At 56.0% G+C, this 26621-nt stretch carries 23 protein-coding genes; 21 read left to right on the top strand and 2 right to left on the bottom strand.

The genetic code is table 11. The annotated features are described in order from the left end of the window. Positions 1-69: 69 nt before the first annotated feature. Entirely contained in the window at positions 70-717 is a 648-nt protein-coding gene (locus WFN87_RS11010) for a DUF1007 family protein (RefSeq protein ID WP_336981929.1), read from the top strand. Further along, complete coding sequence (locus WFN87_RS11005; protein WP_336981931.1) at positions 708-1688, top strand: nickel/cobalt transporter; 981 nt, start codon at positions 708-710, stop codon at positions 1686-1688. Before WFN87_RS11010 ends, WFN87_RS11005 begins: the two co-directional genes overlap by 10 nt. A gap of 98 nt (positions 1689-1786) precedes the next feature. On the opposite strand, the gene suhB is transcribed toward WFN87_RS11005, so the two are convergent. Further along, a complete protein-coding gene (gene suhB / locus WFN87_RS11000; protein WP_085938908.1) occupies positions 1787-2593 on the bottom strand; it encodes an inositol-1-monophosphatase in 807 nt (268 codons plus the stop codon). A 119-nt stretch (positions 2594-2712) separates the two neighbouring features. On the opposite strand from suhB, the gene trmJ reads away from it, so the two are divergent. From trmJ to sseB, 11 genes are all read left to right on the top strand, one after another. Next, a complete protein-coding gene (gene trmJ / locus WFN87_RS10995; RefSeq protein ID WP_008459431.1) occupies positions 2713-3450 on the top strand; it encodes a tRNA (cytosine(32)/uridine(32)-2'-O)-methyltransferase TrmJ in 738 nt (245 codons plus the stop codon). Between the two features lie 129 nt (positions 3451-3579). Beyond that, entirely contained in the window at positions 3580-4068 is a 489-nt protein-coding gene (iscR, locus tag WFN87_RS10990; protein ID WP_008459430.1) for a Fe-S cluster assembly transcriptional regulator IscR, read from the top strand. A gap of 115 nt (positions 4069-4183) precedes the next feature. Then, positions 4184-5398 (top strand): cysteine desulfurase, encoded by a 1215-nt coding sequence (gene iscS, locus WFN87_RS10985; RefSeq protein WP_008459429.1) that lies wholly within the window; start codon positions 4184-4186, stop codon positions 5396-5398. A gap of 42 nt (positions 5399-5440) precedes the next feature. Then, entirely contained in the window at positions 5441-5827 is a 387-nt protein-coding gene (gene iscU, locus WFN87_RS10980) for a Fe-S cluster assembly scaffold IscU (RefSeq protein ID WP_008459428.1), read from the top strand. A gap of 75 nt (positions 5828-5902) precedes the next feature. Next, on the top strand, positions 5903-6226 hold the full coding sequence (gene iscA, locus WFN87_RS10975; RefSeq protein ID WP_008459427.1) for an iron-sulfur cluster assembly protein IscA: 324 nt from the start codon (positions 5903-5905) through the stop codon (positions 6224-6226). Between the two features lie 84 nt (positions 6227-6310). Beyond that, complete coding sequence (hscB, locus tag WFN87_RS10970) at positions 6311-6826, top strand: co-chaperone HscB (RefSeq protein WP_336981934.1); 516 nt, start codon at positions 6311-6313, stop codon at positions 6824-6826. A gap of 35 nt (positions 6827-6861) precedes the next feature. Next, the gene (gene hscA, locus WFN87_RS10965; protein WP_336981937.1) at positions 6862-8712 is read left to right on the top strand and encodes a Fe-S protein assembly chaperone HscA; all 1851 of its coding nucleotides are present in this window, start codon (positions 6862-6864) and stop codon (positions 8710-8712) included. Position 8713: 1 nt separating this feature from the next. Next, positions 8714-9049, top strand: a complete 336-nt coding sequence (fdx, locus tag WFN87_RS10960) for an ISC system 2Fe-2S type ferredoxin (RefSeq protein ID WP_008459424.1) — start codon at positions 8714-8716, stop codon at positions 9047-9049. An 11-nt stretch (positions 9050-9060) separates the two neighbouring features. Next, positions 9061-9261: a Fe-S cluster assembly protein IscX gene (gene iscX / locus WFN87_RS10955; RefSeq protein ID WP_016537752.1), complete on the top strand. Its 201-nt coding sequence runs from the start codon at positions 9061-9063 to the stop codon at positions 9259-9261. 66 nt (positions 9262-9327) lie between these two features. Then, positions 9328-10614, top strand: coding sequence for an aminopeptidase PepB (gene pepB / locus WFN87_RS10950; protein ID WP_336981939.1), 1287 nt, complete (start codon positions 9328-9330; stop codon positions 10612-10614). A gap of 211 nt (positions 10615-10825) precedes the next feature. Then, complete coding sequence (sseB, locus tag WFN87_RS10945) at positions 10826-11602, top strand: enhanced serine sensitivity protein SseB (protein WP_039296146.1); 777 nt, start codon at positions 10826-10828, stop codon at positions 11600-11602. 50 nt (positions 11603-11652) lie between these two features. On the opposite strand, the gene sseA is transcribed toward sseB, so the two are convergent. After that, the gene (gene sseA, locus WFN87_RS10940) at positions 11653-12501 is read right to left on the bottom strand and encodes a 3-mercaptopyruvate sulfurtransferase (RefSeq protein ID WP_336981942.1); all 849 of its coding nucleotides are present in this window, start codon (positions 12499-12501) and stop codon (positions 11653-11655) included. 239 nt (positions 12502-12740) lie between these two features. On the opposite strand from sseA, the gene WFN87_RS10935 reads away from it, so the two are divergent. The 8 genes from WFN87_RS10935 to WFN87_RS10900 all read left to right on the top strand — a co-directional run bounded on the left by WFN87_RS10935 (position 12741) and on the right by WFN87_RS10900 (position 26614). Then, the gene (locus tag WFN87_RS10935) at positions 12741-17708 is read left to right on the top strand and encodes an alpha-2-macroglobulin family protein (protein WP_336981944.1); all 4968 of its coding nucleotides are present in this window, start codon (positions 12741-12743) and stop codon (positions 17706-17708) included. Positions 17709-17719: 11 nt separating this feature from the next. Continuing rightward, the gene (gene pbpC / locus WFN87_RS10930) at positions 17720-20047 is read left to right on the top strand and encodes a peptidoglycan glycosyltransferase PbpC (protein ID WP_336981946.1); all 2328 of its coding nucleotides are present in this window, start codon (positions 17720-17722) and stop codon (positions 20045-20047) included. A gap of 169 nt (positions 20048-20216) precedes the next feature. Further along, complete coding sequence (gene ndk / locus WFN87_RS10925; protein WP_039296136.1) at positions 20217-20648, top strand: nucleoside-diphosphate kinase; 432 nt, start codon at positions 20217-20219, stop codon at positions 20646-20648. 178 nt (positions 20649-20826) lie between these two features. Then, positions 20827-21990, top strand: coding sequence for a bifunctional tRNA (adenosine(37)-C2)-methyltransferase TrmG/ribosomal RNA large subunit methyltransferase RlmN (locus tag WFN87_RS10920; protein WP_008459410.1), 1164 nt, complete (start codon positions 20827-20829; stop codon positions 21988-21990). Between the two features lie 422 nt (positions 21991-22412). Then, a complete protein-coding gene (gene rodZ, locus WFN87_RS10915; RefSeq protein WP_166990476.1) occupies positions 22413-23408 on the top strand; it encodes a cytoskeleton protein RodZ in 996 nt (331 codons plus the stop codon). Between the two features lie 38 nt (positions 23409-23446). Then, a complete protein-coding gene (gene ispG / locus WFN87_RS10910) occupies positions 23447-24568 on the top strand; it encodes a flavodoxin-dependent (E)-4-hydroxy-3-methylbut-2-enyl-diphosphate synthase (RefSeq protein ID WP_008459408.1) in 1122 nt (373 codons plus the stop codon). A 115-nt stretch (positions 24569-24683) separates the two neighbouring features. Beyond that, entirely contained in the window at positions 24684-25958 is a 1275-nt protein-coding gene (gene hisS / locus WFN87_RS10905; protein ID WP_336981949.1) for a histidine--tRNA ligase, read from the top strand. Positions 25959-25993: 35 nt separating this feature from the next. Continuing rightward, the gene (locus WFN87_RS10900; protein ID WP_336981951.1) at positions 25994-26614 is read left to right on the top strand and encodes a YfgM family protein; all 621 of its coding nucleotides are present in this window, start codon (positions 25994-25996) and stop codon (positions 26612-26614) included. Positions 26615-26621: the final 7 nt, after the last annotated feature.

The raw sequence follows: 26621 nt of genomic DNA, 5'->3' as shown, positions 1-26621 counted from the left end.
ATATTGCCCTTTTTAGTTTTTCATCACGGAATTACGGCTGGCTCACAGAATTTAAATCTTGAGGGAAGCATGAGCGACAAAAGAATCAGCCTGAAAGGAGTAGCCTTTCTGCTGGCAGGGTTTTCGGCGGCAAGCGTGCAGGCGCATCCCCACAGTTTTATCTCTATCGTCACCACGCCTGTGGTTGATCAGGGGCAGCTGACGGGGCTAAAAATGCAGTGGACGATGGACGACATTACTTCAGCAGATCTGTTGTATGACGCCGGCGACGCCAAGCCGGGGTCGCCGGTGTGGAAGAAGTTGGCGGCGGAAGTGATGGCTAATGTGCTGGGCCAGCACTACTTTACCGAGTTCTGGCATAACAAAGAGAAGGTGAAGTTTGGCAATTTGCCGCCGGAATATGGCCTGAGCCGTAGCAATCATCAGGCGGTGCTGACGTTTGTTCTGCCGCTGGCGCATCCGCAGCCGCTCAAAGGACAGACATACCGTTTCTCAACCTTCGACCCGACTTATTTTGTCGACATGAGTTATGACCACGATGGGGACGTGCATCTGCCGCAGGAGCTGGCCTCAAGCTGTAAAGTTGCCGTGCACACGCCAAAGCCTGGCGAAGAGACGCTGCTGTTCGCGCAGTCGCTGGATAAAGCTGACGCCCCGCCGGAGGACATGGACTTAGGGAAACAGTTTGCTCAGGAGGTGACGCTGGCATGTCAATAATCACCGCTTCTTCTCCCGTCCGCCGCTGGGGCCATCTGTGGCCGCTGGCGCTGTTTATCTTGCTTGCCGCCGCCGGGCTTTATGCCTTGTGGCTTTACTGGCCGCAAATCCTGCTTAGTTCGGCCGTCTGGCAGCGTTCAATCAATCAGGAATTAAGCGGGCTGCTGCGCCAGGTGGCAGACAACCCCGCTCGCGCAGGCTTATCGCTGCTCTCTTTCAGTTTTGTCTACGGAGTGCTCCATGCGCTGGGGCCGGGGCACGGCAAAATCGTCATCAGCACCTGGCTTGCGACCCATCCCTCAAAAATTAAAAGCAGCCTCGGTTTGACCTTTGCCGCGTCTTTATTGCAGGGGCTGGTGGCTATTGCGCTGGTGGTCGTGGTGCTGGGCGTTCTCGCTTTGCCTTCCCGGCAGCTTCATCTCAGCAGCTTCTGGCTGGAGAAGGGCTGCTATCTGCTTGTCGGGTGCCTGGGCCTTTTGCTGAGCTGGCGGGCGCTGCGGCGTTTACAGGTTCAGTTACGCCGCAAACCCAAATTTACCTCGTTTACGCCGCATCATGTGCATGACGCCAACTGCGGCTGCGGGCATCAGCACGTCCCGGACGAAAAACAGCTGACGGCGGGAAGCGACTGGCGGGCCAGGCTGATGATTGTCCTGTCGATGGGCATGCGCCCCTGTTCTGGCGCGATTATGGTGCTGCTGTTCAGCAAGGTGATCGGGGTCTTTAGCTGGGGCGTGCTGTCTGCGCTGGCGATGGCGGCAGGTACCTCGATCACCATTTCCGGCCTGGCGCTGCTGGTGCACAGCTTCCGTGCGCTGGCGGTTCGCTTAAGCGGGAACCGGGCCCCGGTGCTGTGGCGGCAGGTAGGCTGGTCAACGCTTGCACTGGCGGGAGGAATTGTCCTGGTCGTGGCCGCGCTGATTATGTGGCTGAGCGCCCAGCCGATGGCGCGAGGTATTCGGCCTTTCTGAACGGGTAGCTAAATGCGGGCATAAAAAAATCCCCTCGCCGTAAAGCTGAGGGGACTTTTGTTTTTGCCTCTTCTTTATTGAAGATCAGGCAAAAAAGCTTAGCGCTTCAGCGCTTCACTCAGTTCTTCACGCATGGTAGCCAGCATGGCTTTCACAACGCGCGGGTTACCGGCGACGATGTTCCCGGTCGTCAGGTAGTTATGGCCGCCGGTGAAATCACACACGATGCTGCCGGATTCACGAGCCAGCAGTTCACCTGCGGCGAAATCCCATGGCTTCAGGCCAATCTCGAAGAAACCGTCCACGCGGCCAGCGGCAACGTAGGCCAGGTCCAGCGCAGCGGAACCGGTGCGGCGGAAGTCTGCACACTGGGTGAACAGTTTGCCAACGATGTTGATGTAAGGAGTCGCGTGCTGCTTCACTTTGAACGGGAAGCCGGTCGCCAGAACGGTGCCGTCCAGGTCGCGTGCATTGCTGCCGCGCAGGCGGTAGCCGTTAAGCTGGGCGCCCTGGCCACGGGTCGCGGTGAACAGTTCGTTACGCATTGGATCGTAAACAACGGCAACTTCAGTGCGGCCTTTGATACGAACAGCGATAGAAACGGAGAAATGTGGCAGACGTTTGATGAAGTTGGTGGTGCCATCCAGCGGATCGATAACCCATTGCACGTCCTGATCTTCGCCTGCATGTTCACCGCTTTCTTCGGTGATGATGGTGTGCTGCGGGTAAGATTTGCGGATTGTGTCGATAATAATCGCTTCTGCAGCTTTATCGACGTTAGTCACAAAGTCATTGCTGCCTTTCTGACTGCTTTCTACGGAGTCTGGTGTTTCGTAGTGTTTGGCAATTACATTACCCGCCTTGCGCGCAGCACGCACGGCGATGGTCAACATTGGATGTTGCATCGGTCTCTCTCGCTGGATGTTAAAGAACGGAAATCGCGGCGGAGTATAGCAGAGCGTTCGGAATATGTCCCAGGGTTATGATAAGATATTGCGATATTCTTCCCAGGCTATGAATGACAATGCTGCAAAACGTACGAATCGTGCTGGTCGAAACCTCGCATACCGGCAACATGGGCTCCGTGGCTCGTGCTATGAAAACCATGGGCTTAACTAACCTGTGGCTGGTCAATCCGCTGGTCAAACCGGACTCCCAGGCCATCGCCCTGGCTGCTGGCGCCAGTGATGTTATTGGCGATGCTCAGATCGTCGATACGCTTGATGAAGCGCTGGCAGGATGCAGCCTGGTGGTCGGCACCAGCGCGCGCTCCCGCACTCTGCCGTGGCCGATGCTGGACCCGCGCGAATGCGGTTTAAAAAGCATCAGCGAAGCGCAGCATGCGCCGGTGGCAATCGTCTTTGGCCGCGAACGCGTGGGCCTGACCAACGAAGAGTTGCAAAAATGCCATTATCACGTTGCCATTCAGGCGAACCCGGAATACAGCTCCCTTAACCTCGCGATGGCGGTTCAGATCCTCGCCTATGAAGTGCGCATTGCCTGGCTCGCCACGCAAGAGCAGCCGGAAGCGGCTAAAGAAGAGGAAGACGCCCCTTATCCGCTGGTGGATGACTTAGAGCGTTTCTATGTGCATCTCGAAAAAGCGCTGCAGGAAAGCGGTTTCATTCGCCCAACCCATCCGGGCCAGGTGATGAGCCGACTGCGCCGTCTGTTTACCCGTGCACGCCCGGAAAGTCAGGAATTAAACATCCTGCGCGGCATGCTGGCGTCGCTGGAAAACCCAAAAAAATCGGGCCAATAATACTTGAGTAAAATGGTAGGTTAAATAGTTGACCATTTTACTCAGGAATGTCAGACTTGCGTCCTGCTATGTGACAATCACACTTTTAAAAACCCCCGGCTCGAGGGGCTATTTGAGGTTAAGTAAGACATGAGACTGACATCAAAAGGGCGCTACGCCGTAACCGCGATGCTTGACGTTGCGCTGAACTCTGAATCGGGCCCGGTTCCGTTGGCTGATATTTCTGAACGTCAGGGTATTTCACTCTCCTACCTGGAGCAGCTGTTCTCCCGCCTGCGTAAAAATGGCCTGGTGGCCAGCGTGCGCGGTCCTGGCGGTGGTTATCTGTTAGGTAAAGACGCGAGCAGCATCGCCGTAGGTGAAGTGATCAGCGCCGTTGATGAGTCCGTAGACGCCACCCGTTGCCAGGGTAAAGGCGGCTGCCAGGGCGGCGATAAGTGCCTGACTCACGCGCTGTGGCGCGACCTGAGCGATCGCCTGACCGGCTTCCTGAATAACATCACCCTGGGTGAACTGGTTAACAACCAGGAAGTGCTGGACGTGTCCGATCGTCAACATAGTGAAAATCATCGCAGCACCCGTTCTCAAGACGCTATTGACGTCAAACTGCGCGCATAAGCAGAAGAACAAGAATTTTAGAATCAGGTTGAGGGAGCGGTGCTCCCTGTCTATAACGGCAACATATTTTAAGCCTGATTCTTCGCATTGAAGTGATGTACGGAGCTTAAGAGCAATGAAATTACCGATTTACCTCGACTACTCCGCAACCACGCCGGTAGACCCGCGTGTTGCTGAGAAGATGATGCAGTTTTTAACGATGGACGGCACCTTCGGTAACCCGGCCTCTCGTTCCCACCGTTTTGGCTGGCAGGCTGAAGAAGCCGTTGATATTGCCCGTAACCAAATCGCTGAACTGGTTGGCGCAGACCCGCGTGAAATCGTCTTCACCTCCGGCGCAACCGAGTCAGACAACCTGGCTATCAAAGGTGCGGCTAACTTCTATCAGAAGAAAGGCAAGCACATCATCACCGCCAAAACCGAACACAAAGCCGTGCTGGACACCTGTCGCCAGCTTGAGCGTGAAGGGTTTGAAGTGACTTATCTGGCGCCGCAGAGCAACGGTATCGTTGACCTGAAGCAGCTGGAAGCCGCTATGCGTGAAGACACTATTCTGGTGTCCATCATGCACGTTAACAACGAAATCGGCGTGGTGCAGGATATCGCGGCTATCGGCGAAATGTGCCGTTCCCGTGGCATTATCTTCCACGTTGATGCTACCCAGAGCGTGGGCAAACTGCCTATCGATCTGAGCCAACTGAAAGTTGACCTGATGTCCTTCTCCGGCCACAAAATTTACGGGCCGAAAGGGATCGGTGCGCTGTACGTGCGTCGTAAACCGCGTATCCGTATCGAAGCGCAGATTCACGGCGGGGGTCACGAGCGCGGCATGCGTTCCGGTACGCTGCCTGTGCATCAGATCGTCGGCATGGGTGAAGCTTACCGTATCGCAAAAGAAGAGATGGAGACCGAAATGGCCCGTCTGCGCACGCTGCGTAACCGTCTGTGGAACGGCGTGAAAGATATGGAAGAAGTTTACCTGAACGGTGACCTGGAGCATGGCGCGCCAAACATCCTCAACGTCAGCTTTAACTACGTTGAAGGCGAGTCGCTGATCATGGCGCTGAAAGACCTCGCGGTCTCTTCGGGCTCAGCCTGTACTTCCGCCAGCCTCGAGCCATCCTACGTGCTGCGTGCGCTGGGGATGAGCGATGAACTGGCACACAGCTCTATCCGTTTCTCTCTGGGTCGTTTCACCACTGAAGAAGAGATCGATTACACCATCGAGCTGGTACGTAAATCCATTGGCCGTCTGCGCGACCTTTCTCCTCTGTGGGAAATGTTCAAACAGGGCGTGGATCTTAATTCCATCGAATGGGCTCATCACTGATCGTTCGTCAGGACGTCGATTTCAGATTCTGGAGAAGTAAAAATGGCTTACAGCGAAAAAGTAATTGATCACTACGAAAACCCACGCAACGTTGGCTCTTTTGACAACAGCGACGACAGCGTAGGTTCTGGCATGGTGGGTGCACCGGCCTGTGGCGACGTGATGAAGTTGCAGATCAAAGTCAACAATGACGGTATCATTGAAGACGCGCGTTTCAAAACCTACGGCTGCGGTTCGGCGATTGCGTCCAGCTCGCTGGTGACCGAGTGGGTGAAGGGCAAGTCCCTGGACGAAGCGCAGGCGATCAAAAACACCGACATCGCAGACGAACTCGAACTGCCGCCGGTGAAAATTCACTGCTCAATCCTGGCTGAAGACGCTATCAAAGCGGCTATCGCGGATTACAAAAGCAAACGTGAAACAAAATAACTCTAACGCATTCGAGCTTGCTGCCCGGCAGCGGCTCGAAGTATGACGAGTTAAAATTTTTATTGAGGTTGTTGTATGTCGATTACCCTTAGCGACAGCGCCGCTGCCCGTGTAAGTGCCTTCCTGACCAACCGCGGTAAAGGGTTTGGTTTGCGTCTGGGTGTGCGCACATCAGGCTGCTCTGGGATGGCTTATGTTCTCGAATTTGTTGATGCACCGATGGCGGATGACACCGTGTTCGAGGACAAAGGCGTGAAGGTGGTTGTCGATGGTAAAAGCCTGCAATTCTTAAACGGGACCGAGCTCGACTTCGTCAAAGAAGGCCTTAACGAAGGGTTTAAGTTCACTAACCCAAACGTGAAGGATGAGTGTGGCTGCGGCGAAAGCTTCCACGTCTGATCCCGCGCAATTCCCCACTGGCTCTGGCCCGTGGGGATTTTGCTTTACCACACAGCACTTACCTGACCTGAACCCGAGTCTGTTATGGATTATTTTACCCTGTTTGGGCTGACGCCAGGCTACACCCTGAACACCGAGCAACTGGCCAGCCGTTACCAGGAGCTGCAGCGTCAGTTCCACCCGGACAAATACGCCAGCCGCCCTCAGGCAGAACAGCTTCTGGCCGTGAGCCAGTCCGCCACTATCAACCAGGCCTGGCAGACGCTGCGTCACCCGCTTACCCGCGCCGAATACATCCTGTCCCTGAACGGTTTCGACCTCGCGAATGAACAGCACACCGTGCGCGACACCGCGTTCCTGATGGAACAGCTGGAGCTGCGTGAAGAGCTGGACGATATCGAGCAGGTGAAAGACAGCGACAAGCTTGAAAGCTTTGCCTCGCGCGTAAAAACGATGGTGAAAAACCGCAGTGCGCAGATGGTGCAGCAGCTGGATGACCAGCAGTGGGAACAGGCGGCGGACACTGTGCGCAAGCTGCGTTTCCTCGATAAATTGCAGAGCCAAATTGAACAACTAGAAGAAAAGCTGCTCGACTTTTAACGCCTGAACTCAGGCCCGATTTTTGGAAGCGATACATGGCCTTATTACAAATTAGTGAGCCTGGCATGATGGCAGCGCCGCACCAGCGCAGGCTGGCTGCGGGCATCGACCTTGGCACCACCAACTCGCTGGTGGCTACCGTTCGCAGCGGCCAGGCCGAAACCCTTGCCGACCATGAAGGCCGCCACCTGCTGCCTTCCGTGGTGCATTATCAGCAGCAAGAGCATATCGTTGGTTTTGACGCTCGCGCGCTTGCCGCGCAGGATCCCGCGAATACCATTAGCTCGGTAAAACGTATGATGGGCCGCTCTCTGGCGGACATCCAGACGCGTTATCCTCATCTTCCGTATCGCCTGCAGGCCAGTGAAAACGGCCTGCCGATGATTGAAACGCCTGCTGGCCTGCTGAACCCGGTACGCATCTCTGCCGACATTCTGAAATCGCTCTCCGCGCGAGCCAGTGAAACCCTGGAAGGGGAACTGGATGGCGTGGTGATCACGGTGCCAGCCTATTTTGACGATGCGCAGCGCCAGGGCACCAAAGACGCTGCTCGCCTTGCCGGGCTGCACGTTCTTCGTTTGCTGAACGAACCTACCGCCGCGGCGATTGCCTACGGCCTGGATTCCGGTAAAGAAGGCGTTATTGCCGTTTACGATCTGGGCGGTGGGACGTTTGATATCTCCATCCTGCGCCTGAGCCGCGGTGTGTTTGAAGTGCTGGCTACCGGCGGTGATTCCGCGCTGGGCGGCGATGACTTCGACCATCTTCTGGCCGACTGGCTGCGTGAGCAGGCCGGGATTGCCGACCGTAGCGACGACCGCGTGCAGCGCCAGCTTCTGGACGCCGCCATCGCCGCCAAAATCGCGCTCAGCGATGCCGCCATCGCTAGTGTAGAAGTGGCTGGCTGGCAGGGCGAAGTCACCCGCGAGCAGTTCAACGAGCTTATCTCTTCTCTGGTTAAACGGACGCTGCTGTCCTGCCGTCGCGCGTTGAAAGACGCGGGCGTGGAAGCAGAAGACGTACTGGAAGTGGTGATGGTCGGAGGGTCAACCCGCGTACCGTTGGTGCGTGAGCGCGTAGGCGAGTTCTTTGGCCGCATGCCGTTAACCTCTATCGACCCGGATAAAGTTGTTGCCATTGGCGCGGCCATTCAGGCCGATATTCTGGTGGGCAACAAGCCGGACAGTGAAATGCTGTTGCTGGATGTGATTCCGTTGTCCCTTGGCCTGGAAACGATGGGCGGCCTGGTCGAGAAGGTTATCCCGCGTAACACCACCATCCCGGTGGCCCGCGCGCAGGAATTCACCACCTTCAAAGACGGCCAGACAGCGATGGCTATCCACGTGCTGCAGGGCGAGCGTGAACTCGTTCAGGACTGTCGTTCTCTGGCGCGCTTTACGCTGCGCGGCATCCCGGCAATGTCCGCGGGCGGGGCCCACATTCGCGTCACCTTCCAGGTCGATGCCGATGGCCTGCTGAGCGTGACGGCGATGGAAAAATCCACCGGCGTTGAATCTTCAATCCAGGTGAAACCTTCTTATGGCCTGAGCGATGGTGAAATTGCCAGTATGATTCAGGATTCCATGAGTTACGCCGAGCATGACGTGCAGGCACGCATGCTGGCCGAGCAAAAAGTCGAAGCTGCCCGCGTGCTGGAAAGTTTGACCAGCGCGTTGACGGCGGATGCCGCGCTGCTAAGCGCCGCAGAGCGTGCCGACATTGATGCCGCGATGGCCGCGTTAAGCGCTGCTGCTGCAGGCGAAGATGCCGACGCTATTCAAAATGAAATCAAAAACGTAGACAAGCAAACCCAGGAATTCGCCGCACGTCGTATGGATCAATCGATCCGTAAAGCGCTGACCGGCCATTCTGTGGACGAGGTTTAATATGCCAAAGATTGTTTTTCTGCCTCATCAGGACCTGTGTCCGGATGGCGCAGTTCTGGAAGCGAAGCAAGGTGAAACCATTCTCGACGTTGCGCTGCGCAACGGCATTGAGATTGAACACGCCTGTGAGAAGTCCTGCGCCTGCACCACCTGCCACTGTGTAGTGCGTGAAGGTTTTGATTCCCTCGCGGAAAGCACCGAAGACGAAGACGACATGCTGGATAAAGCATGGGGTCTGGAGCCGGAAAGCCGCCTGAGCTGCCAGGCTCGCGTCAGCGACGAAGACCTGGTGGTTGAGATGCCGCGTTACACCATTAACCACGCACGCGAACACTAACGGGAGCCTACATGGGACTGAAGTGGACCGACAGCCGCGAAATCGGCGAAGCGCTGTACGACAGCCGCCCGGATCTCGATCCTAAGACGGTGCGTTTCACCGATATGCACCAGTGGATCTGCGAGCTGGAAGAGTTTGATGACGATCCGAACGCTTCTAACGAGAAAGTACTGGAAGCGATTTTACTTGTCTGGTTAGATGAAGCTGAATGATACACGGGCTGCCTTGGGCGGCCCGTTTTTGCATTTTGCCTGTGCTGAATAATGAAGGATTGGAAAATGACTGAAGCCATGAAAATCACCCTTTCCACGCAGCCAGCGGACGCACGCTGGGGCGAAAAGGCGACGTATAGCATTAACAATGACGGCATTACCCTACACCTGACCGGCAAAGACGATCTCGGTCTGATCCAGCGCGCGGCGCGCAAAATTGACGGCCAGGGGCTGAAGCACGTCCAGCTGGCTGGTGAAGGCTGGGACGTTGAGAAAAGCTGGGCTTTCTGGCAGGGCTATCGTGCCCCAAAAGGCACCCGCAAAATTGACTGGGCGGTGCTGAGCGAAACCGAGCAGAAAGAGCTGAATAACCGCCTGAAAGTGATCGACTGGGTTCGCCATACCATCAACACCCCGGCCGAAGAGCTTGGCCCTGAGCAGCTTGCTTCCCGCGCGGTAGATCTGCTGTGCGATGTTGCCTGCGACCACGTTTCTTACCGCATCACCAAGGGTGAAGACCTGCGTGAGCAGAACTATGCCGGTATCCACACCGTTGGCCGTGGCTCAGACCGTGCCCCTGTGCTGCTGGCGCTGGACTACAACCCAACCGGCAATCCGGATGCACCGGTTTATGCGAGCCTGGTCGGGAAGGGCATTACCTTTGACTCCGGCGGCTACAGCATCAAGCAGACCGCGTTTATGGATTCCATGAAATCCGATATGGGTGGCGCCGCGACTATCACTGGCGCACTGGCTCTGGCCATCACTCGTGGCCTGAACAAGCGCGTTAAGCTGTTCCTTTGCTGTGCGGATAACATGATCAGCGGCAACGCCATGAAGCTGGGTGACATCATCACCTACCGCAACGGCAAAACCGTTGAAGTGATGAACACCGATGCCGAAGGGCGACTGGTGCTGGCTGATGGCCTGATTGACGCCGCAGCACAGAAACCAGAGCTGATCATCGACTGCGCGACCCTGACCGGGGCAGCAAAAACGGCCCTGGGTAACGACTACCATGCGCTGTTCAGCTTTGATGACAAGCTGGCTGCCCGCCTGCTGGCAAGCGCGGCGGAAGAAAACGAGCCGTTCTGGCGCCTGCCGCTGGCTGAATTCCACCGCAGCCAGCTGCCGTCTAACTTCGCCGAACTGAACAATACCGCGAACGCCTCTTACCCTGCTGGAGCGAGCACGGCGGCAGGTTTCCTGTCTCACTTTGTGGAAAACTACCACGAAGGCTGGCTGCACGTTGACTGTTCTGCGACTTACCGTAAAGGTGCCGTTGAGCAGTGGTCTGCTGGTGCGACCGGTCTCGGCGTGCGTGCGATCGCCAATCTGCTGTTAGCGAAGTAATATTGCCCCTCACCCCGGCCCTCTCCCCATAGGGGAGAGGGAGAAAAAAGTTCGGGGGGAGTTAACACCGACAGTCTCTCTCTGGAAGGGGAGACACTTTGAGTGGTTCTCCTCTCCCTTTCAGGAAGAGAGACTCAGAACTGTTTCCTCTCCCTTTCAGGGGGAGGGTTAGGGTGAGGGTAAACCCCTTAAGCGTTATCCCGGAATCACAATGTCAGAAACAAAGAACGAATTAGAAACCCTGCTTGAGCAGGCGGCAACCGAGCCGGCGCATCGCCCGGCATTTTTCCGTACCCTGCTGGAATCCACCGTTTGGGTGCCGGGCAATGCGGCAGAAGGTGAAGCGATTGACGCCGATAGCGCGGTTGAACTGCAGCACTGGGAAAAAGAAGACGGCACTTCGGTGATCCCTTTCTTCACCTCCCTGGAAGCTTTGCAGGAAGCGGTCAGTCACGAGCAGGCGTTTGTGGTAATGCCCGTGCGCACTTTATTTGAAATGACGCTGGGTGAAGCGCTGTTCCTCAACGCCAAACTGCCGACAGGCAAAGAATTTACGCCAAATGAAATCAGCCATCTGGTCAGCGCGGAAAGCGATCCACTGAGCCAGCAGGAAGTGCTGGAGGGCGGTACTTCACTGCTGCTTTCCGAAGTTGCTGAACCGCCAGCGCAGATGGTTGACTCTCTGACCACGTTGTTTAAAAACCTGAAAACGGTCAAACGTGCGTTTATCTGCTCCATCAAAGAACAGGCGGACGAAGAGCCAAACCTGCTGATTGGCATTGAGGCCGACGGCGACATCGAGGCGATTATTCGTCAGGCCGGAAGCGTAGCCACCGATACGTTGCCGGGCGATGAGCCGGTTGATATCTGCCAGGTTGTTGAAGGCGAGAAGGGTATCAGCCACTTTATGATTGCCCACATCACGCCGTTCTATGAACGCCGTTGGGGCAGCTTCCTGCGCGACTTCAAGCAAAACCGCATTATTTAACGGCCGGTTATACATATTCTAAGGGAGGCGCAGTGCCTCCCTTTTTGTATTTATTGCGCAGGCTCAACGGGCAGGTCTGGGCGAGCACCCCATTCACTCCACGAACCATCGTAAAGCGACACGCCGTTCACGCCCAGCGTGGTCAGCGCCAGCACCACAACGGCGGCGGTAACGCCTGAACCACAGCTGGCAATAATTGGCCGCTCAAAGCTCACGCCCTGGCGTTCGAAGATCTCGCTCAGTTTGTCCGTAGTCTTCAGTTGACCGTTTTCTACCAGGTCCACCCACGGCACGTTAAGCGCCCCAGGAATATGGCCGCGTTTCAGGCCCGGGCGTGGCTCATCGGCCAACGCGTTGAATCGAGGAGCAGGGCGGGCATCCACAATTTGTGCAGTACCTTCGTGGCTGACCAGCAGCACGTCCGTCAGGCGTTTGATCACCAGCGGATCGAAGTTAACTTCGAACTCACCTTCCGGCAGCTCCACGTCCCCTTGTTCCAGCGGCAATGCTTCACGCTGCCACTCCGCCAGCCCACCGGCCAGAATGGAGACTCTCTCGACGCCGAAGGTGCGCAGCATCCACCAGGCACGAGGCGCGGAGAACAGGTTACCTTCGTCGTAAACCACCAAATGCTTGTCACTGCTAACGCCAAGCTCGCGCATAGCCACGGCAAACGCTTCTGCACGTGGCATCATATGAGGAAGAGGGCTTGTGTGATCGGAGAGTGCTTCAATGTCGAAATAGGCCGCACCAGACAAATGCCCGGCACGGTACTCCGCAGGCATATCGCGAAGTGCTTCCTGGCCTGCTGGTGCCATGCGGGCATCTAAAATCTGGATATCGTCATCGTTAATATGTTCTGCGAGCCAGTCGCTCGCGACGAAGAAAGAGGTGGACACAATGAGCCTCCGGTTCATCAAAGAAAAATGGATTGTCGGTGTTTTTCTATAACCCGGCAAGCGGCCTTGCCCGACACCGCGAGATACTTCGTAAAACTTAATGAATACACCCGCAAATTTACTGCCGCCTGCGAGGCTTCGCGCAAGGCAGAGTATTCCGACTTTCGCTTTTCTGGCTAATCCGCATAATACTTGCTCTACGTAATGTTTGGCGGCCCTTATTGGCCAGGGATAAAAGAATGAATGCACTACGTTTGACGAGCCTTGCCGTACTGGTTTGCGGCCTGCTTGCGCTTTCCGGCTGTGACGATAAAAACAATCAGCAAACCGTTCAGCCCACCGCCTCTGCAGCTGCGGAACAAAACAGTAAGGCTGAAACTAAACCGGATGCAGCTCAACTGGAAAAACTGGCTCAGCAGTCTGCGGGGAAGCCGCTGAAGCTGCTCGATGCCTCTGAAGTTCAGCTGGACGGTGCCAGTACGTTAGTGCTGACCTTCTCGATTCCGCTCGACCCCAATCAGGACTTCAATAAAGTTGCCCATCTCGTGGATAAAACCAGCGGCAAAGTGGACGGTGCCTGGGAGCTTTCCAGCGACCTAAAAGAACTTCGTCTGCGGCATCTGGAGCCCAAACGCACGCTGATTGTGACCGTAGACAGCGGGCTGCTCGCGCTCAATAAAGCGACGTTCGAAGATGGCTTTGAAAAGCAAATTGCCACGCGTGATATTCAGCCGAGCGTTGGCTTTGCCTGCCGGGGCTCCTTGCTGCCGACTAAAGTGATTGCGGGGTTGCCGGTGATGGCGCTTAACGTCGATAACGTTGACGTTAACTTTTATCGCATTAAAGACAGCTCCCTAAGCGCGTTTGTCAGCCAGTGGCAGTACCGTAACTCGGTTTCAAACTGGGAATCTGACAATCTGCTGAAGCTGGCTGACTTGGTTTACACCGGGCGTTTTGACCTAAATCCTGCGCGAAATACCCGTGAGAAGTTAATGCTGCCGCTGGGTGATATCAAACCTCTCCAGCAGCCCGGCGTCTATCTCGCTATCATGAGCCAGGCCGGGCATTACGCCTACAGCAATGCTGCAACCCTGTTCACGCTGAGTGATGTTGGTGTTTCGGTGCATCGCTACCACGACAGAATTGATGTCTTTACTCAAAGCCTGGAGAACGGTGCCGCGCAGTCGGGTGTGGAGATTGCGCTGTTGAACGAAAAAGGCCAAACGGTAGGGCAAACGAAAAGTGATAGTGACGGGCATGCCACGCTTGAGAAGCTGAACAAAGGCACGCTGCTGCTGGCGCGCAATGGTGAGCAAACCACGCTGCTCGATCTCAGCCGCCCGGCGCTGGATCTGGCGGAGTTTGATATTGCCGGTGAGCAAGGCTACAGCAAACAGTTCTTCATGTTTGGCCCAAGAGATCTCTATCGTCCCGGAGAGTCTGTCATCGTGAATGCCCTGCTCAGGAATGGGGATGGCAAACCGCTCCCGCCGCAGCCGGTGAAGCTTGAGGTCGTAAAACCGGACGGCCAGGTTACCCGCACCGAAGTGTGGCAGTCTGCCAACGGACTTTATCAATTTACCTGGCCTCTGAGCGAAAGCGCGGCAACCGGTAACTGGCAAATGCGGGTCAACACCGGGGATAACCTGCCGCGTATCTGGACATTTAAAGTTGAAGACTTCATGCCGGAGCGTATGGCGCTGAATCTCACGGCGCAGAGCGCGCCGATAGCGCCTGAAGATACCGTCAATTTCGACGTTACCGGGCGCTATCTCTACGGTGCGCCAGCCGCGGGTAACAGCCTTCAGGGGCAGCTATTCCTGCGCCCTTTACGTGATGCCGTTGCAAAGCTGCCTGGGTTCCAGTTCGGCGATATCAATGAGCAAAACCTTTCCCGTAGCCTGGATGCCGTTGAGCTAACGCTGGATGAACAAGGGCACACGACCGTCAGCGCGGAAAGCCAGTGGGGGGACGCGCATTCTCCTCTGCGCCTTATTTTGCAGGCTAGCCTGCTGGAGTCCGGCGGTCGCCCGGTGACACGCCGCGTTGAGCAGGCTATCTGGCCAGCTCAGGCAATGCCTGGGATCCGCCCTCAATTTTCCAGCAAAGAGGTTTATGACTACCGGACCGACACTACCCGCACTCAGCCCATCGTCGATGAAGACAGCAGCGCAGGTTTCGACATTGTGTATGCCGATGCGCAGGGGGAAAAGCTGGCGGTAAGCGATCTGGACGTGCGCCTGATTCGTGAGCGCCGGGACTACTACTGGAGCTGGGAAGAAAGTGAAGGCTGGCGGTCTCAGTACGATCAAAAAGATCTGGTGGAAGCCGAGCAGAAGTTGACGCTGGCTGCCGGAGAAACCGGCAAAGTTGCCTTCCCGGTAGAGTGGGGCTCGTACCGCCTGGAAGTTCGAGATCCTGAGAGCAACCTTGTCAGTAGCCTGCGTTTCTGGGCCGGTTACAGCTGGCAGGATAACAGCGATGGCACCGGTGCAGTGCGTCCGGACAGGGTGACGCTAAAAATAGATAAACCGTCTTACAAAGCTGGCGATACCATCAATCTGCATATTGCCGCGCCTGCCGCAGGTAAAGGCTATGCGCTGGTGGAATCCAGTGACGGCCCACTGTGGTGGAAAGAAATTGATGTTCCGGCAGGCGGCATGGATCTTGCCATTCCGGTGGATAAGAGCTGGCAGCGGCACGATCTTTACTTAAGCACCGTTGTTATTCGCCCCGGAGACAAGGCGCGTTCCGCCACGCCTAAGCGCGCGGTCGGGATCCTTCATCTGCCGCTAGGAGACGAGAGCCGCCGTCTCGATCTGACGTTGCAAAATCCAGCCAAAATGCGGCCTAACCAGAACCTGACCGTGAAGGTGAAGGCCAGCGTGAAAAATGGCGAAGTGCCGAAGCAGATTAACGTGCTGCTGTCCGCCGTGGACAGCGGTGTGCTGAATATCACCGATTACAAAACGCCGGATCCGTGGGACGCCTTCTTTGGACGCAAGCGCTATGGGGCAGATATCTATGACATTTACGGTCAGGTGATTGAAGGCGAAGGGCGACTGGCTGCTTTGCGCTTCGGCGGTGACGGCGATGAAGGCGATGAGCTTAGTCGCGGCGGTAAAAAGCCGGTGAATCATGTCACTATCATCGCTCAGCAAGCCCAACCTGTTGCGCTGGATGAAAACGGTGAAGGAACGGTGACGCTGCCGATTGGTGATTTCAACGGCGAGTTGCGGGTTATGGCGCAGGCCTGGACCGACGATCACTTTGGTAATAGCGAAGAAAAAGTCACGGTTGCCGCGCCGCTGGTGAGCGAACTGGCCGCGCCGAGGTTTATGGCGAGTGGCGATACCAGCCGCCTCGCGCTGGATCTTACTAACCTGACGGACAGGCCCCAGCAGCTTAGCGTGGTACTCAGCGCTCAGGGGCTGTTAGCGCTCAATGGCGCGTCGACGATGGACGTGAAGCTGGCGCCTGGTGCTCGCGGCACGCTGTTCATTCCCGTACGTGCGCTGGAAGGTTTCGGTGACGGTGAAATCAAAGCCGTGATTAACGGCCTCGCACTGCCGGGTGAAACGCTGGCTGACCCAATCAAACAGTGGAAAATCGCCGTTCGTCCTGCATTCCCTGCGCAGACGGTGAACAGCGGTGCCGTGGTTAAACCGGGAGAGACATGGACGCTTCCGCCTAAGCATCTGTCCGGCATTGCTGAATCTACCCTGGAAGGGCAGTTGCTGCTGAGTGGGCGTCCGCCACTGAACCTGGCGCGTTACATTCGTGAGCTAAAAGCCTATCCGTATGGCTGCCTTGAGCAAACGACCAGCGGTCTGTTCCCGTCTCTGTACACCAATGAAGCTGAACTTAATGCGCTGGGTATCAAAGGTATTACCGACCAGCAGCGCCGGAACGCCATTGATGTAGGGATTGCCCGCCTGCTTGAGATGCAAAGTGACAATGGCGCTTTTGGGCTGTGGGATAAAGCAGGGCCGGAAGAATACTGGCTGACGGCCTACGTGACCGACTTCCTGGTGCGAGCTGGCGAACAGGGTTACAGCGTCAATGCGGATGCACTCAGCAAGGCCAATCAGCGCCTGCTGCGCTATCTGCAGGATCCGGGTTTGATTGCCTTACGCTACAGTGACGACGCTCCGGCCAGCCGCTTTGCGGTACAGGCTTATGCCGGGTTGGTGCTGGCTCGTCAGCAAAAAGCGCCCCTTGGGGCATTGCGCGAGCTTTGGCAGCGCCACGATCAGGCGCGTGCCGGGCTGCCGCTCGTGCAGCTGGGCGTGGCCCTGAAGCTCATGGGGGATGAACCTCGCAGCCAACAGGCGATTGCTTTGGGGCTGAAAACTCAGCGCAGCGATAAACAGATTTGGATGGCGGATTACGGTAGCGAACTGCGGGATAAAGCGATGATGCTGAGCCTGCTGGAAGAGAATAAGCTGCTACCCGACGCTCAAAACCAGCTACTGCTTGAGCTGTCTGATTTGGCCTGGAGCCAGCGTTGGTTATCCACTCAGGAAACCAATGCGTTGTTTATTGCCGGTCACGGTCTGCAAAACGTGAAAGGCGACTGGCAGGCGCAGACCTCGCTTGGTGCACAGCCACTGGCATCCAGTCAGTCGGTAACGCGCAATCTGAGCGCGCAGCAGCTTTCTGATCTGCAGGTGACCAACACCGGGATGAGCAGCCTCTATTTGCGCCTCGACAGCGCGGGATATCCGCAGCAGGCACCGGCTCCCTACAGCAATGTGCTGCATATTGAACGCCACTTTCTTGATGCGAAAGGCAACACCCGGCCGCTTTCTTCACTGAAAAGCGGTGAGCTGGTTATGGTCTGGCTGGACGTTTGGGCAGACAAGAACGTGCCTGATGCGCTGGTCGTCGATTTACTGCCGGCCGGGCTGGAGCTGGAAAACCAGAATCTGGCTAACAGCAGCGCCAGCCTGGGGGACAGCGCGAGTGAAGTACAGACTCTGCTGAACCAAATGCAGCAGCAGGACATTCAGCATATGGAGTTCAGGGATGACCGCTTTGTGGCCGCATTGCCGCTTAATGAAGGCCAGCATGCGACGCTTATTTATCTGGCCCGAGCCGTTACGCCGGGAAGCTACACCGTGCCCGTACCGCAGGTGGAATCCATGTACGTTCCGCAGTGGCGGGCAACCGGTAGCAGTACCGGCACGTTGACCGTTGTGCCGTAAGCAGAACGTCGGTGCTTAACGGATCAAGGCTACGCTGGCGGCGGGGCTATCTCTGGCTGATAGTCCCGCTGCTGGTTGCCACTTTTATCTGGCTGGGGGATAAGCTTTGGCCGTTGCCGCTGCAAGAGGTCAATCCGGCCCGGGTGGTGGTGGCGGCAGACGGCACGCCGCTTTGGCGTTTTGCTGATGCCGAAGGGATCTGGCGTTATCCCGTCGCGCTGAATCAAGTTTCTCCCCGCTATCTGCAAGCGCTAATCGGCTATGAGGATCGCTGGTTTTGGGATCATCCTGGCATCAATCCGTTCTCTATCTTGCGCGCGGCCTGGCAGGATCTGCGCAATGGGGAAGTGATCTCTGGTGGCAGTACGCTGACAATGCAGGTTGCCCGCTTATTGGATCCCCATCCTCGTACACTCGGCGGCAAAATACGTCAAGTCTGGCGGGCTTTTCAGCTCGAGTGGCATCTTTCCAAAACGGAGATCCTGACGCTCTACCTTAATCGCGCCCCCTTTGGCGGCACACTACAGGGGATAGGCGCGGCAAGCTGGGCGTATCTTGGAAAAGCGCCTGAGCAGCTAAGTTATTCAGAAGCGGCCTTGCTTGCCGTGCTGCCTCAGGCTCCCAGCCGCCTGCGACCCGATCGCTGGCCTGAACGAGCGCAACAGGCGCGGGATAAGGTTTTACGCCGTATGGCGGAACAGGGCGTCTGGTCGCAAAAGCAGGTTGATGAGGCTTTGCAGGAGCCTGTTTGGCTGGCACCACGACAGATGCCGCAGCTGGCTCCGCTGCTGTCGCGGGCACTGGTATCGAAAAGCAAGTCAACGTTGATTGCGACCACGATAAATGCTCCTTTACAACGCCAGCTGGAAGAGCTGGCGCTAGACTGGAAATCACGCCTGCCGCCTCGCTCCTCGCTGGCCATGCTGGTGGTTGATCACACTACAATGCAGGTTCGCGCGTGGGTGGGATCGGCGGATATTAACGATGACAGCCGATTTGGGCATGTCGATATGATCACCGCGATTCGCTCGCCGGGGTCCGTGTTAAAGCCTTTTGTTTACGGCATGGCAATGGATGACGGGCTGATTCATCCGGCGTCGTTGTTGCAGGACGTTCCGCGTCGGTTCGGCGATTATCGTCCTGGGAACTTCGACACCGGTTTTCACGGGCCGGTAAGCATGAGCGATGCCCTGGTGCGTTCGCTGAATTTACCTGCTGTTCAGGTGCTTGAGGCCTACGGGCCGAAGCGTTTTGCCGGGCAGATGGGCAACGTGGGGCTTAATCTTCGCTTTCCTCAGGGCAGTGAGCCCAACCTGTCGCTTATTCTAGGGGGCGGTGGCGCCAGGCTGGACCAGATAGTGGCAGCCTACGGCGCGTTTGCCCGTCATGGCAAGGCCGCTCAGTTGCGGGTTTTGGAAAGTGATGCCCTGCGAGAGCGCCCTCTGATGTCGCCGGGAGCTGCGTGGGTGATTCGCCGTATTCTTGCCAGGGAGGCCCAGCCTCAGCCGGATGCTTCTTTACCTCCCGTCGTCCCTCTGGCGTGGAAAACCGGGACCAGTTACGGGTATCGTGATGCCTGGGCCATAGGCATTAATTCGCGCTATCTGATTGGCATCTGGACCGGCAGGCCTGATAGCACGCCGGTGGCGGGGCAGTTTGGGTTAGGGAGTGCGGTACCGCTGCTTAATCAGGTGAATAATTTGCTGCAGGCTAATTCGCGAGTGCAGCAGCTCCATTTACCGACCGATCTCCGGCCCACTTCCGTTACTGCCGCAGAGGTCTGCTGGCCTGGCGGCCAGGCATTGCCAGCCGGGGATGTGAACTGTCGTCGACGGCTGGCAACATGGCTTCTGGACGATGCTCAGCCTCCCACGCTGCTGGCACCGGGGCAAGAAGGCGCTCAGGGAACGCGCCAGCTTATTTGGGTGGATGCGCAGGGTAAGCGAGTGGCAGCCGATTGCCCTGGGGCTATTCAACAGGCAGTTGCTCTCTGGCCATTGCCCCTTGAACCCTGGCTACCCCCGACTGAACGCCGTGCTGCTCGTTTGCCAGCAGTTTCAGCCAGTTGCCCACCGCTACAGAAAGAGAGTGCCACGCCGCTGCTGCTGCTCGGCGTGCGTGACGGCACTATTTTGAAACGCTTACCGGGGCAGATGCAGCTCCCGCTACGGCTTTCCAGCCAGGGCGGGCAGGGCCAGCGGTGGTGGTTCATTAACGGAGAAAGCGAAGAGAGCAAAGGCGACGGGCTGGCCTTAATGCTCAATAAACCGGGCGACTATCAGGTCGTGGTGATGGATGAGTCCGGGCAGGTTGCCAGCGCGACCTTTACCCTGCAGTGACGGCAAAACGTGAAATTTCACCCGCCGCAGCAATAGTGTTGCCAAAACTAATCTTATTTTAAAAAAATGTTATCTCCATCCATAGGCAACGACAAACTTGCTCTTTATAATCTGCGCCAATTTCATAACCGGGTTTCCCCGGACACACAGAACATCTACAGAGGTAATCATGGCTATTGAACGTACTTTTTCCATCATCAAACCAAACGCGGTGGCAAAAAACGTTATTGGTAACATTTATGCTCGTTTTGAATCTGCAGGGTTTAAAATCGTTGGCGCAAAAATGCTGCACCTGACCGTTGAGCAGGCTCGTGGTTTCTACGCCGAGCACGACGGTAAGCCGTTCTTCGACGGTCTGGTGGAGTTCATGACTTCTGGCCCAATCGTTGTTTCCGTGCTGGAAAGCGAAAACGCAGTGCAGCGTCACCGTGACCTGCTGGGCGCAACTAACCCGGCTAACGCACTGGCTGGTACTCTGCGTGCAGACTACGCAGACAGCTTCACCGAAAACGGCACCCACGGTTCTGACTCCGTAGAATCCGCAGCCCGTGAAATCGCCTACTTCTTCGGCGAAGGCGAAGTGTGCCCACGCACACGTTGATATTTCTAAATCTGTAAGCGAATTTACACTTAATATCTTAGTTGTTCGCTTTCAGTCGTGGCATCTATGCCATAGAATTTGTACAATGCAACGCCCCCGGAAGAGCCTGCTCACCGGGGCGTTTCTTTTTCTAACCCTCCAGGGGCCATAACGTGTAACAACGAGGCCGGAAAACATTATGTCTGAAATGAACACGCCTGAAGCAACACCTGTTGTTGTTTCCAATAAAGCCGAAAAAATTAACCTGCTCGATCTCAACCGCCAGCAGCTGCGCGAGTTTTTCGCCGAGCTGGGTGAAAAACCTTTCCGTGCAGATCAGGTCATGAAGTGGATGTATCACTACTGCAGTGATGATTTCGACGAAATGACGGACATCAACAAGGTCCTGCGCAATAAGCTGAAAGAGATCGCCGAGATTCGTGCACCTGAAGTTGCTGAAGAGCAACGTTCTGCCGACGGTACCATCAAGTGGGCAATCAAAATTGCCGACCAACTGGTGGAAACGGTGTATATCCCGGAGGAAGACCGCGCCACGCTGTGTGTTTCTTCTCAGGTTGGCTGTGCGCTGGAATGTAAATTCTGCTCAACCGCGCAGCAGGGCTTTAACCGTAACCTGCGCGTGTCTGAAATTATTGGTCAGGTCTGGCGCGCGGCGAAGATTATCGGTGCGCAGAAGAAAACCGGCGTGCGTCCTATCACCAACGTGGTGATGATGGGCATGGGCGAACCGCTGCTGAACCTGAACAACGTTGTTCCGGCAATGGAAATTATGCTCGACGACTTTGGCTTTGGTCTGTCCAAACGCCGCGTCACGCTTTCTACCTCTGGTGTGGTACCCGCACTGGATAAGCTCGGGGATATGATTGATGTCGCGCTGGCAATTTCGCTGCACGCACCGACCGATGATATTCGCGATGAAATCATGCCGATCAACAAGAAGTACAACATCGAAACCTTCCTGGCGGCCGTTCGTCGTTACCTGGAGAAATCCAACGCCAACCAGGGCCGCGTCACGGTGGAATACGTTCTGCTGGATCACGTCAATGATGGTACCGAACATGCGCATCAGTTGGCTGAATGCCTGAAAGATACGCCATGCAAAATCAACCTGATTCCATGGAACCCGTTCCCGGGCGCACCATACGGCCGCAGCTCCAACAGCCGTATCGATCGTTTCTCTAAAGTGCTGATGAGCTATGGTTTCACCACCATTGTTCGCAAGACACGCGGCGACGATATCGACGCGGCATGTGGTCAGTTGGCGGGGGAAGTGATCGACCGTACCAAACGCACTATGCGTAAACGTATGCAGGGCGAACCTATTGCCGTAAAAGCTGTTTGATTGTAGATGGCGATTTGCCGCGCTGGGCGAGGGTGCCTGGCGCGGTATAAAAAACGGGCAAAAGTGCATGAACAGTCAATAACGTGGCCTAATACATCATTCAGCATAATAATTACGGTGCGTTTCTGGCGGCTTTAAGGCAGTATGTAGCGTCGCAACAACAGTTTAGTTGTGCCCATTTCGTAAAGTTAACGGACAGCCAGCCAAAGGCTGACTATGGTTAACTAACCGGCGAGTCCGGTAGCCCGTAAAAATGCCAGCTAGCGCTAACAGCATGGCGGGAATCGGGAATTTTTACTGAGGGCTAGCCTTCAGGTATCAGATTTGTTTCGCGGTGCGAGTCAATCTGACGTAGCGGAGACGCTGCGGTACAGGACTTGTGCCAAATTCTTTAATTTGAACAGTACCAGCAGTTGTAGCTAATGAATACTGAAGCCACTAACGAATCAAATGCAGCACAAACCACAGGCCAGCGTTTACGTAATGCACGTGAGCAAATGGGGCTCAGCCAGCAGGCTGTGGCCGAACGCCTGTGCCTGAAAGTTTCCACCGTCAGGGATATCGAAGACGACAAGGCGCCTGCCGAGCTGGCGTCTACTTTCCTGCGTGGCTATATCCGCTCTTATGCGCGACTGGTTCGTATTCCTGAAGAAGAGCTGTTGCCGATGATGGCGAAACAGGCACCGATTAAGGCAGCCAAAGTTGAGCCGATGCAAAGCTTCTCTCTTGGTAAGCGTCGTAAAAAGCGCGACGGCTGGCTGATGAGCTTTACCTGGCTGATTCTGTTCGTGGTGATTGGCCTGACCGGCGCATGGTGGTGGCAAAATCACAAAGCGCAGCAGGAAGAGCTGTCGACCATGGCCGATCAATCTTCCACCGAACTTTCAACCAGCGGCGGCCAGTCTGTGCCGCTGAACACCGGCAGTGATACGCCTGCCGATGCAACATCTACTACATCAACACCTGCGCAACCTGTTGAACTGCCTACGCCAGTGGAGAACACCGCTTCTTCTTCTGCGCCAGCTCAGCAAAACGCTACTGCAAATGCGGCTCAGCAATCTGCCGTTGTGGCGCCAAGCCAGGCACCTGTTGATAACGCCCAGACAACGCCAGCCCCAACCGCAGGCCAACTGCCAACCGATCAGGCTGGCGTGAATCAGACTGCGGATGCCTCTCAGGGGCTGTCTATGCACTTCACCGCTGACTGCTGGCTGGAAGTGACTGACGCCAGCGGCAAAAAGCTGTTTAGCGGCCTGCAGCGCAAAGATGCGAAGCTCGATTTAGCGGGTAAAGCGCCTTATAAACTGAAAATTGGCGCACCGTCAGCAGTACAGGTTCAATATCAGGGCAAACCTGTGGACCTGAGTCGCTTTATCAGAACTAACCAGGTTGCACGTCTCACTGTCGGTGCTGAATAATCAGCGCCAGTTCAGACGCGTAATTGTGGAGATTTACCATGCATAATGCCGCACCCATCCAACGTCGCAAATCCAAGCGGATCTACGTCGGTAATGTGCCAATCGGCGATGGTGCCCCTATCGCCGTTCAGTCGATGACCAATACGCGCACCACCGATGTGGAAGCCACGGTTAATCAAATCAAAGCATTAGAACGCGTGGGTGCCGACATCGTTCGTGTATCCGTGCCGACAATGGACGCCGCAGAGGCGTTTAAGCTTATCAAGCAGCAGGTCAGCGTCCCGCTGGTCGCCGATATTCACTTCGATTACCGTATTGCGCTTAAAGTCGCAGAGTACGGCGTTGATTGCCTGCGTATTAACCCCGGCAACATCGGCAACGAAGAGCGTATTCGCTCGGTGGTTGACTGCGCACGCGATAAAAACATTCCTATCCGTATCGGCGTGAATGCCGGTTCTCTGGAAAAAGATCTGCAGGAAAAATACGGCGAGCCGACGCCTCAGGCGCTGCTCGAATCCGCCATGCGCCACGTCGATCATCTGGATCGTCTCAACTTCGATCAGTTTAAGGTGAGCGTAAAAGCGTCAGACGTATTCCTGGCCGTTGAGTCTTATCGCCTGCTGGCAAAACAGATCGATCAGCCGCTGCACCTCGGGATCACCGAAGCGGGCGGCGCGCGAGCGGGTTCTGTCAAATCCGCTATCGGCCTCGGTCTGCTGCTCTCTGAAGGGATCGGTGACACGCTGCGCATTTCCCTGGCGGCAGATCCGGTGGAAGAGATCAAAGTGGGCTTCGACATCCTTAAGTCGCTGCGCATTCGCTCCCGTGGGATCAACTTTATCGCCTGTCCAACTTGCTCACGTCAGGAGTTTGACGTTATCGGGACGGTAAACGCCCTGGAGCAGCGCCTGGAAGACATTATCACCCCGATGGACGTTTCCATTATCGGCTGCGTGGTGAATGGCCCGGGTGAAGCGCTGGTTTCCACGCTTGGGGTGACCGGCGGCAATAAAAAAAGTGGTTTCTACGAAGATGGCGTCCGCCAGCGAGATCGTATGGACAACGACGACATGATTGCGCAGCTTGAAGCGCGTATTCGTGCCAAAGCCAGCATGCTGGATGAAAAACAGCGTATTGATATCCAACAGCTGGAAAAATAATGCGAAGCATGGGAAGCACAGGGCTTCCCGTGTATGATTGAGCCCGCACGGCCGTTTACCTGAGTAAGTGGCCTGATTTCGGGTTCATTTTTTGTATATAAAGCAGAGAACAAACGTGGCAAAAAATATTCAAGCCATTCGCGGCATGAACGATTACCTGCCGGGCGAAACCGCCATCTGGCAGCGTATTGAAGGCATTCTTAAGCAGGTGCTCGCGAGCTACGGTTACAGCGAAATCCGTTTGCCGATTGTAGAGCAGACCCCGTTATTCAAACGCGCTATCGGTGAAGTCACCGACGTGGTTGAAAAAGAGATGTATACCTTTGAGGATCGCAACGGCGACAGCCTGACCCTGCGTCCTGAGGGCACCGCGGGCTGCGTGCGTGCCGGTATCGAACATGGTCTTCTGTACAATCAGGAACAGCGTTTGTGGTACATCGGGCCGATGTTCCGCCACGAACGGCCTCAGAAAGGGCGTTACCGCCAGTTTAATCAGCTGGGTGTGGAAGTGTTTGGCCTGAACGGTCCGGATATCGACGCCGAGCTTATCATGCTGACCGCTCGCTGGTGGCGCGCGCTGGGTATTGACCAGCACGTCAGCCTGGAGCTGAACTCCATCGGTTCTCTGGAAGCGCGCGCTAACTACCGTGATGCGCTGGTTGCTTTCCTGGAACAGCATAAAGAGAAGCTGGACGAAGACTGCAAACGCCGCATGTACAGCAACCCGCTGCGCGTGCTGGACTCCAAAAATCAGGACGTTCAGGCTCTGCTGAACGACGCGCCTCAGTTGGGCGATTACCTGGATGAACAGTCCCGCGAGCATTTCGCCGGTCTGTGCCAGTTCCTGGATGCGGCAGGCATTGCTTACACCGTTAACCAGCGCCTGGTTCGCGGCCTGGATTACTACAACCGCACCGTGTTTGAGTGGGTGACCAATAGCCTGGGCTCTCAGGGTACCGTGTGTGCCGGTGGCCGCTACGATGGTCTGGTGGAGCAGCTTGGCGGGCGCGCGGCGCCAGCGGTTGGCTTTGCCATGGGCCTCGAACGCCTTGTTTTACTGGTTCAGGCGATTAATCCTGAATTTAAAGCAGAATCCGTTGTCGATATGTACCTGATATCTTCAGGTCAGGGAACGCAGGGCGCGGCAATGCTGCTGGCTGAAAAGCTACGTGACCAGGTGCCGGCCCTGAAATTGATGACTAACTACGGCGGCGGTAACTTCAAGAAGCAGTTCGTTCGTGCCGACAAGTGGGGCGCTCGCGTTGCACTGGTGCTGGGCGAAGATGAAGTCGCTAAAGGCGAAGTCGTGGTTAAGAATTTACGCACAGGTGAGCAACAAAACGTCGCGCAAGCCGACGCTGCCGCCCATCTGCAGGCGTTACTGGGTTAATTACCCGGTGATTATTCGTTAAGGAGAAGGACTGCGTGGAAGTTTACGAGAACGAAAACGATCAGATGGAAGCGGTTAAACGCTTCTTTGCGGAAAACGGCAAAGCGCTGGTAGTCGGGGTTGTGCTGGGTATCGGCGCTCTGGTGGGCTGGCGTTACTGGAACGGTCACCAGGACGACTCCATGCGTGAAGCCTCCCTGGCTTACCAGAATGTGACCAGCGCGGTGAAAGCAGACCAGCCGCAAACGCTGGAAGCGGTCGAGAAATTTGCCGCTGATAACAAAAACACCTACGGCGCGCTGGCGGCGTTAGAGCTGGCGCAGCAGTTCGTGGATAAAAACGAGCTGGATAAAGCGGCAACGCAGCTGCAAAACGGCCTTAGCAGCACCAAAGATGCGAACATGCAGGCGCTGATCAATCTGCGTCTGGCTCGCATTCAGATTCAGCAGAAACAGGCTGATGCCGCGCTGAAAACCCTGAATAGCGTAAAAGGCGAAGGCTGGGTAGCGATGGTTGCCGACCTGCGCGGCGAAGCGCTGCTCAGTAAAGGGGATAAGCAGGGCGCTCGTGATGCGTGGAGCAAAGGTTCACAGACCAATGCTTCTCCGGCCCTGCGTGAAATGATGCAGATGAAAATCAATAATTTGTCCAGCTAAGAGGGAC

This window comes from Cedecea sp. AS113, from assembly GCF_037152415.1.
GTDB lineage: Bacteria > Pseudomonadota > Gammaproteobacteria > Enterobacterales > Enterobacteriaceae > Cedecea.
This window is presented reverse-complemented; position numbering and strand designations above follow the sequence as displayed.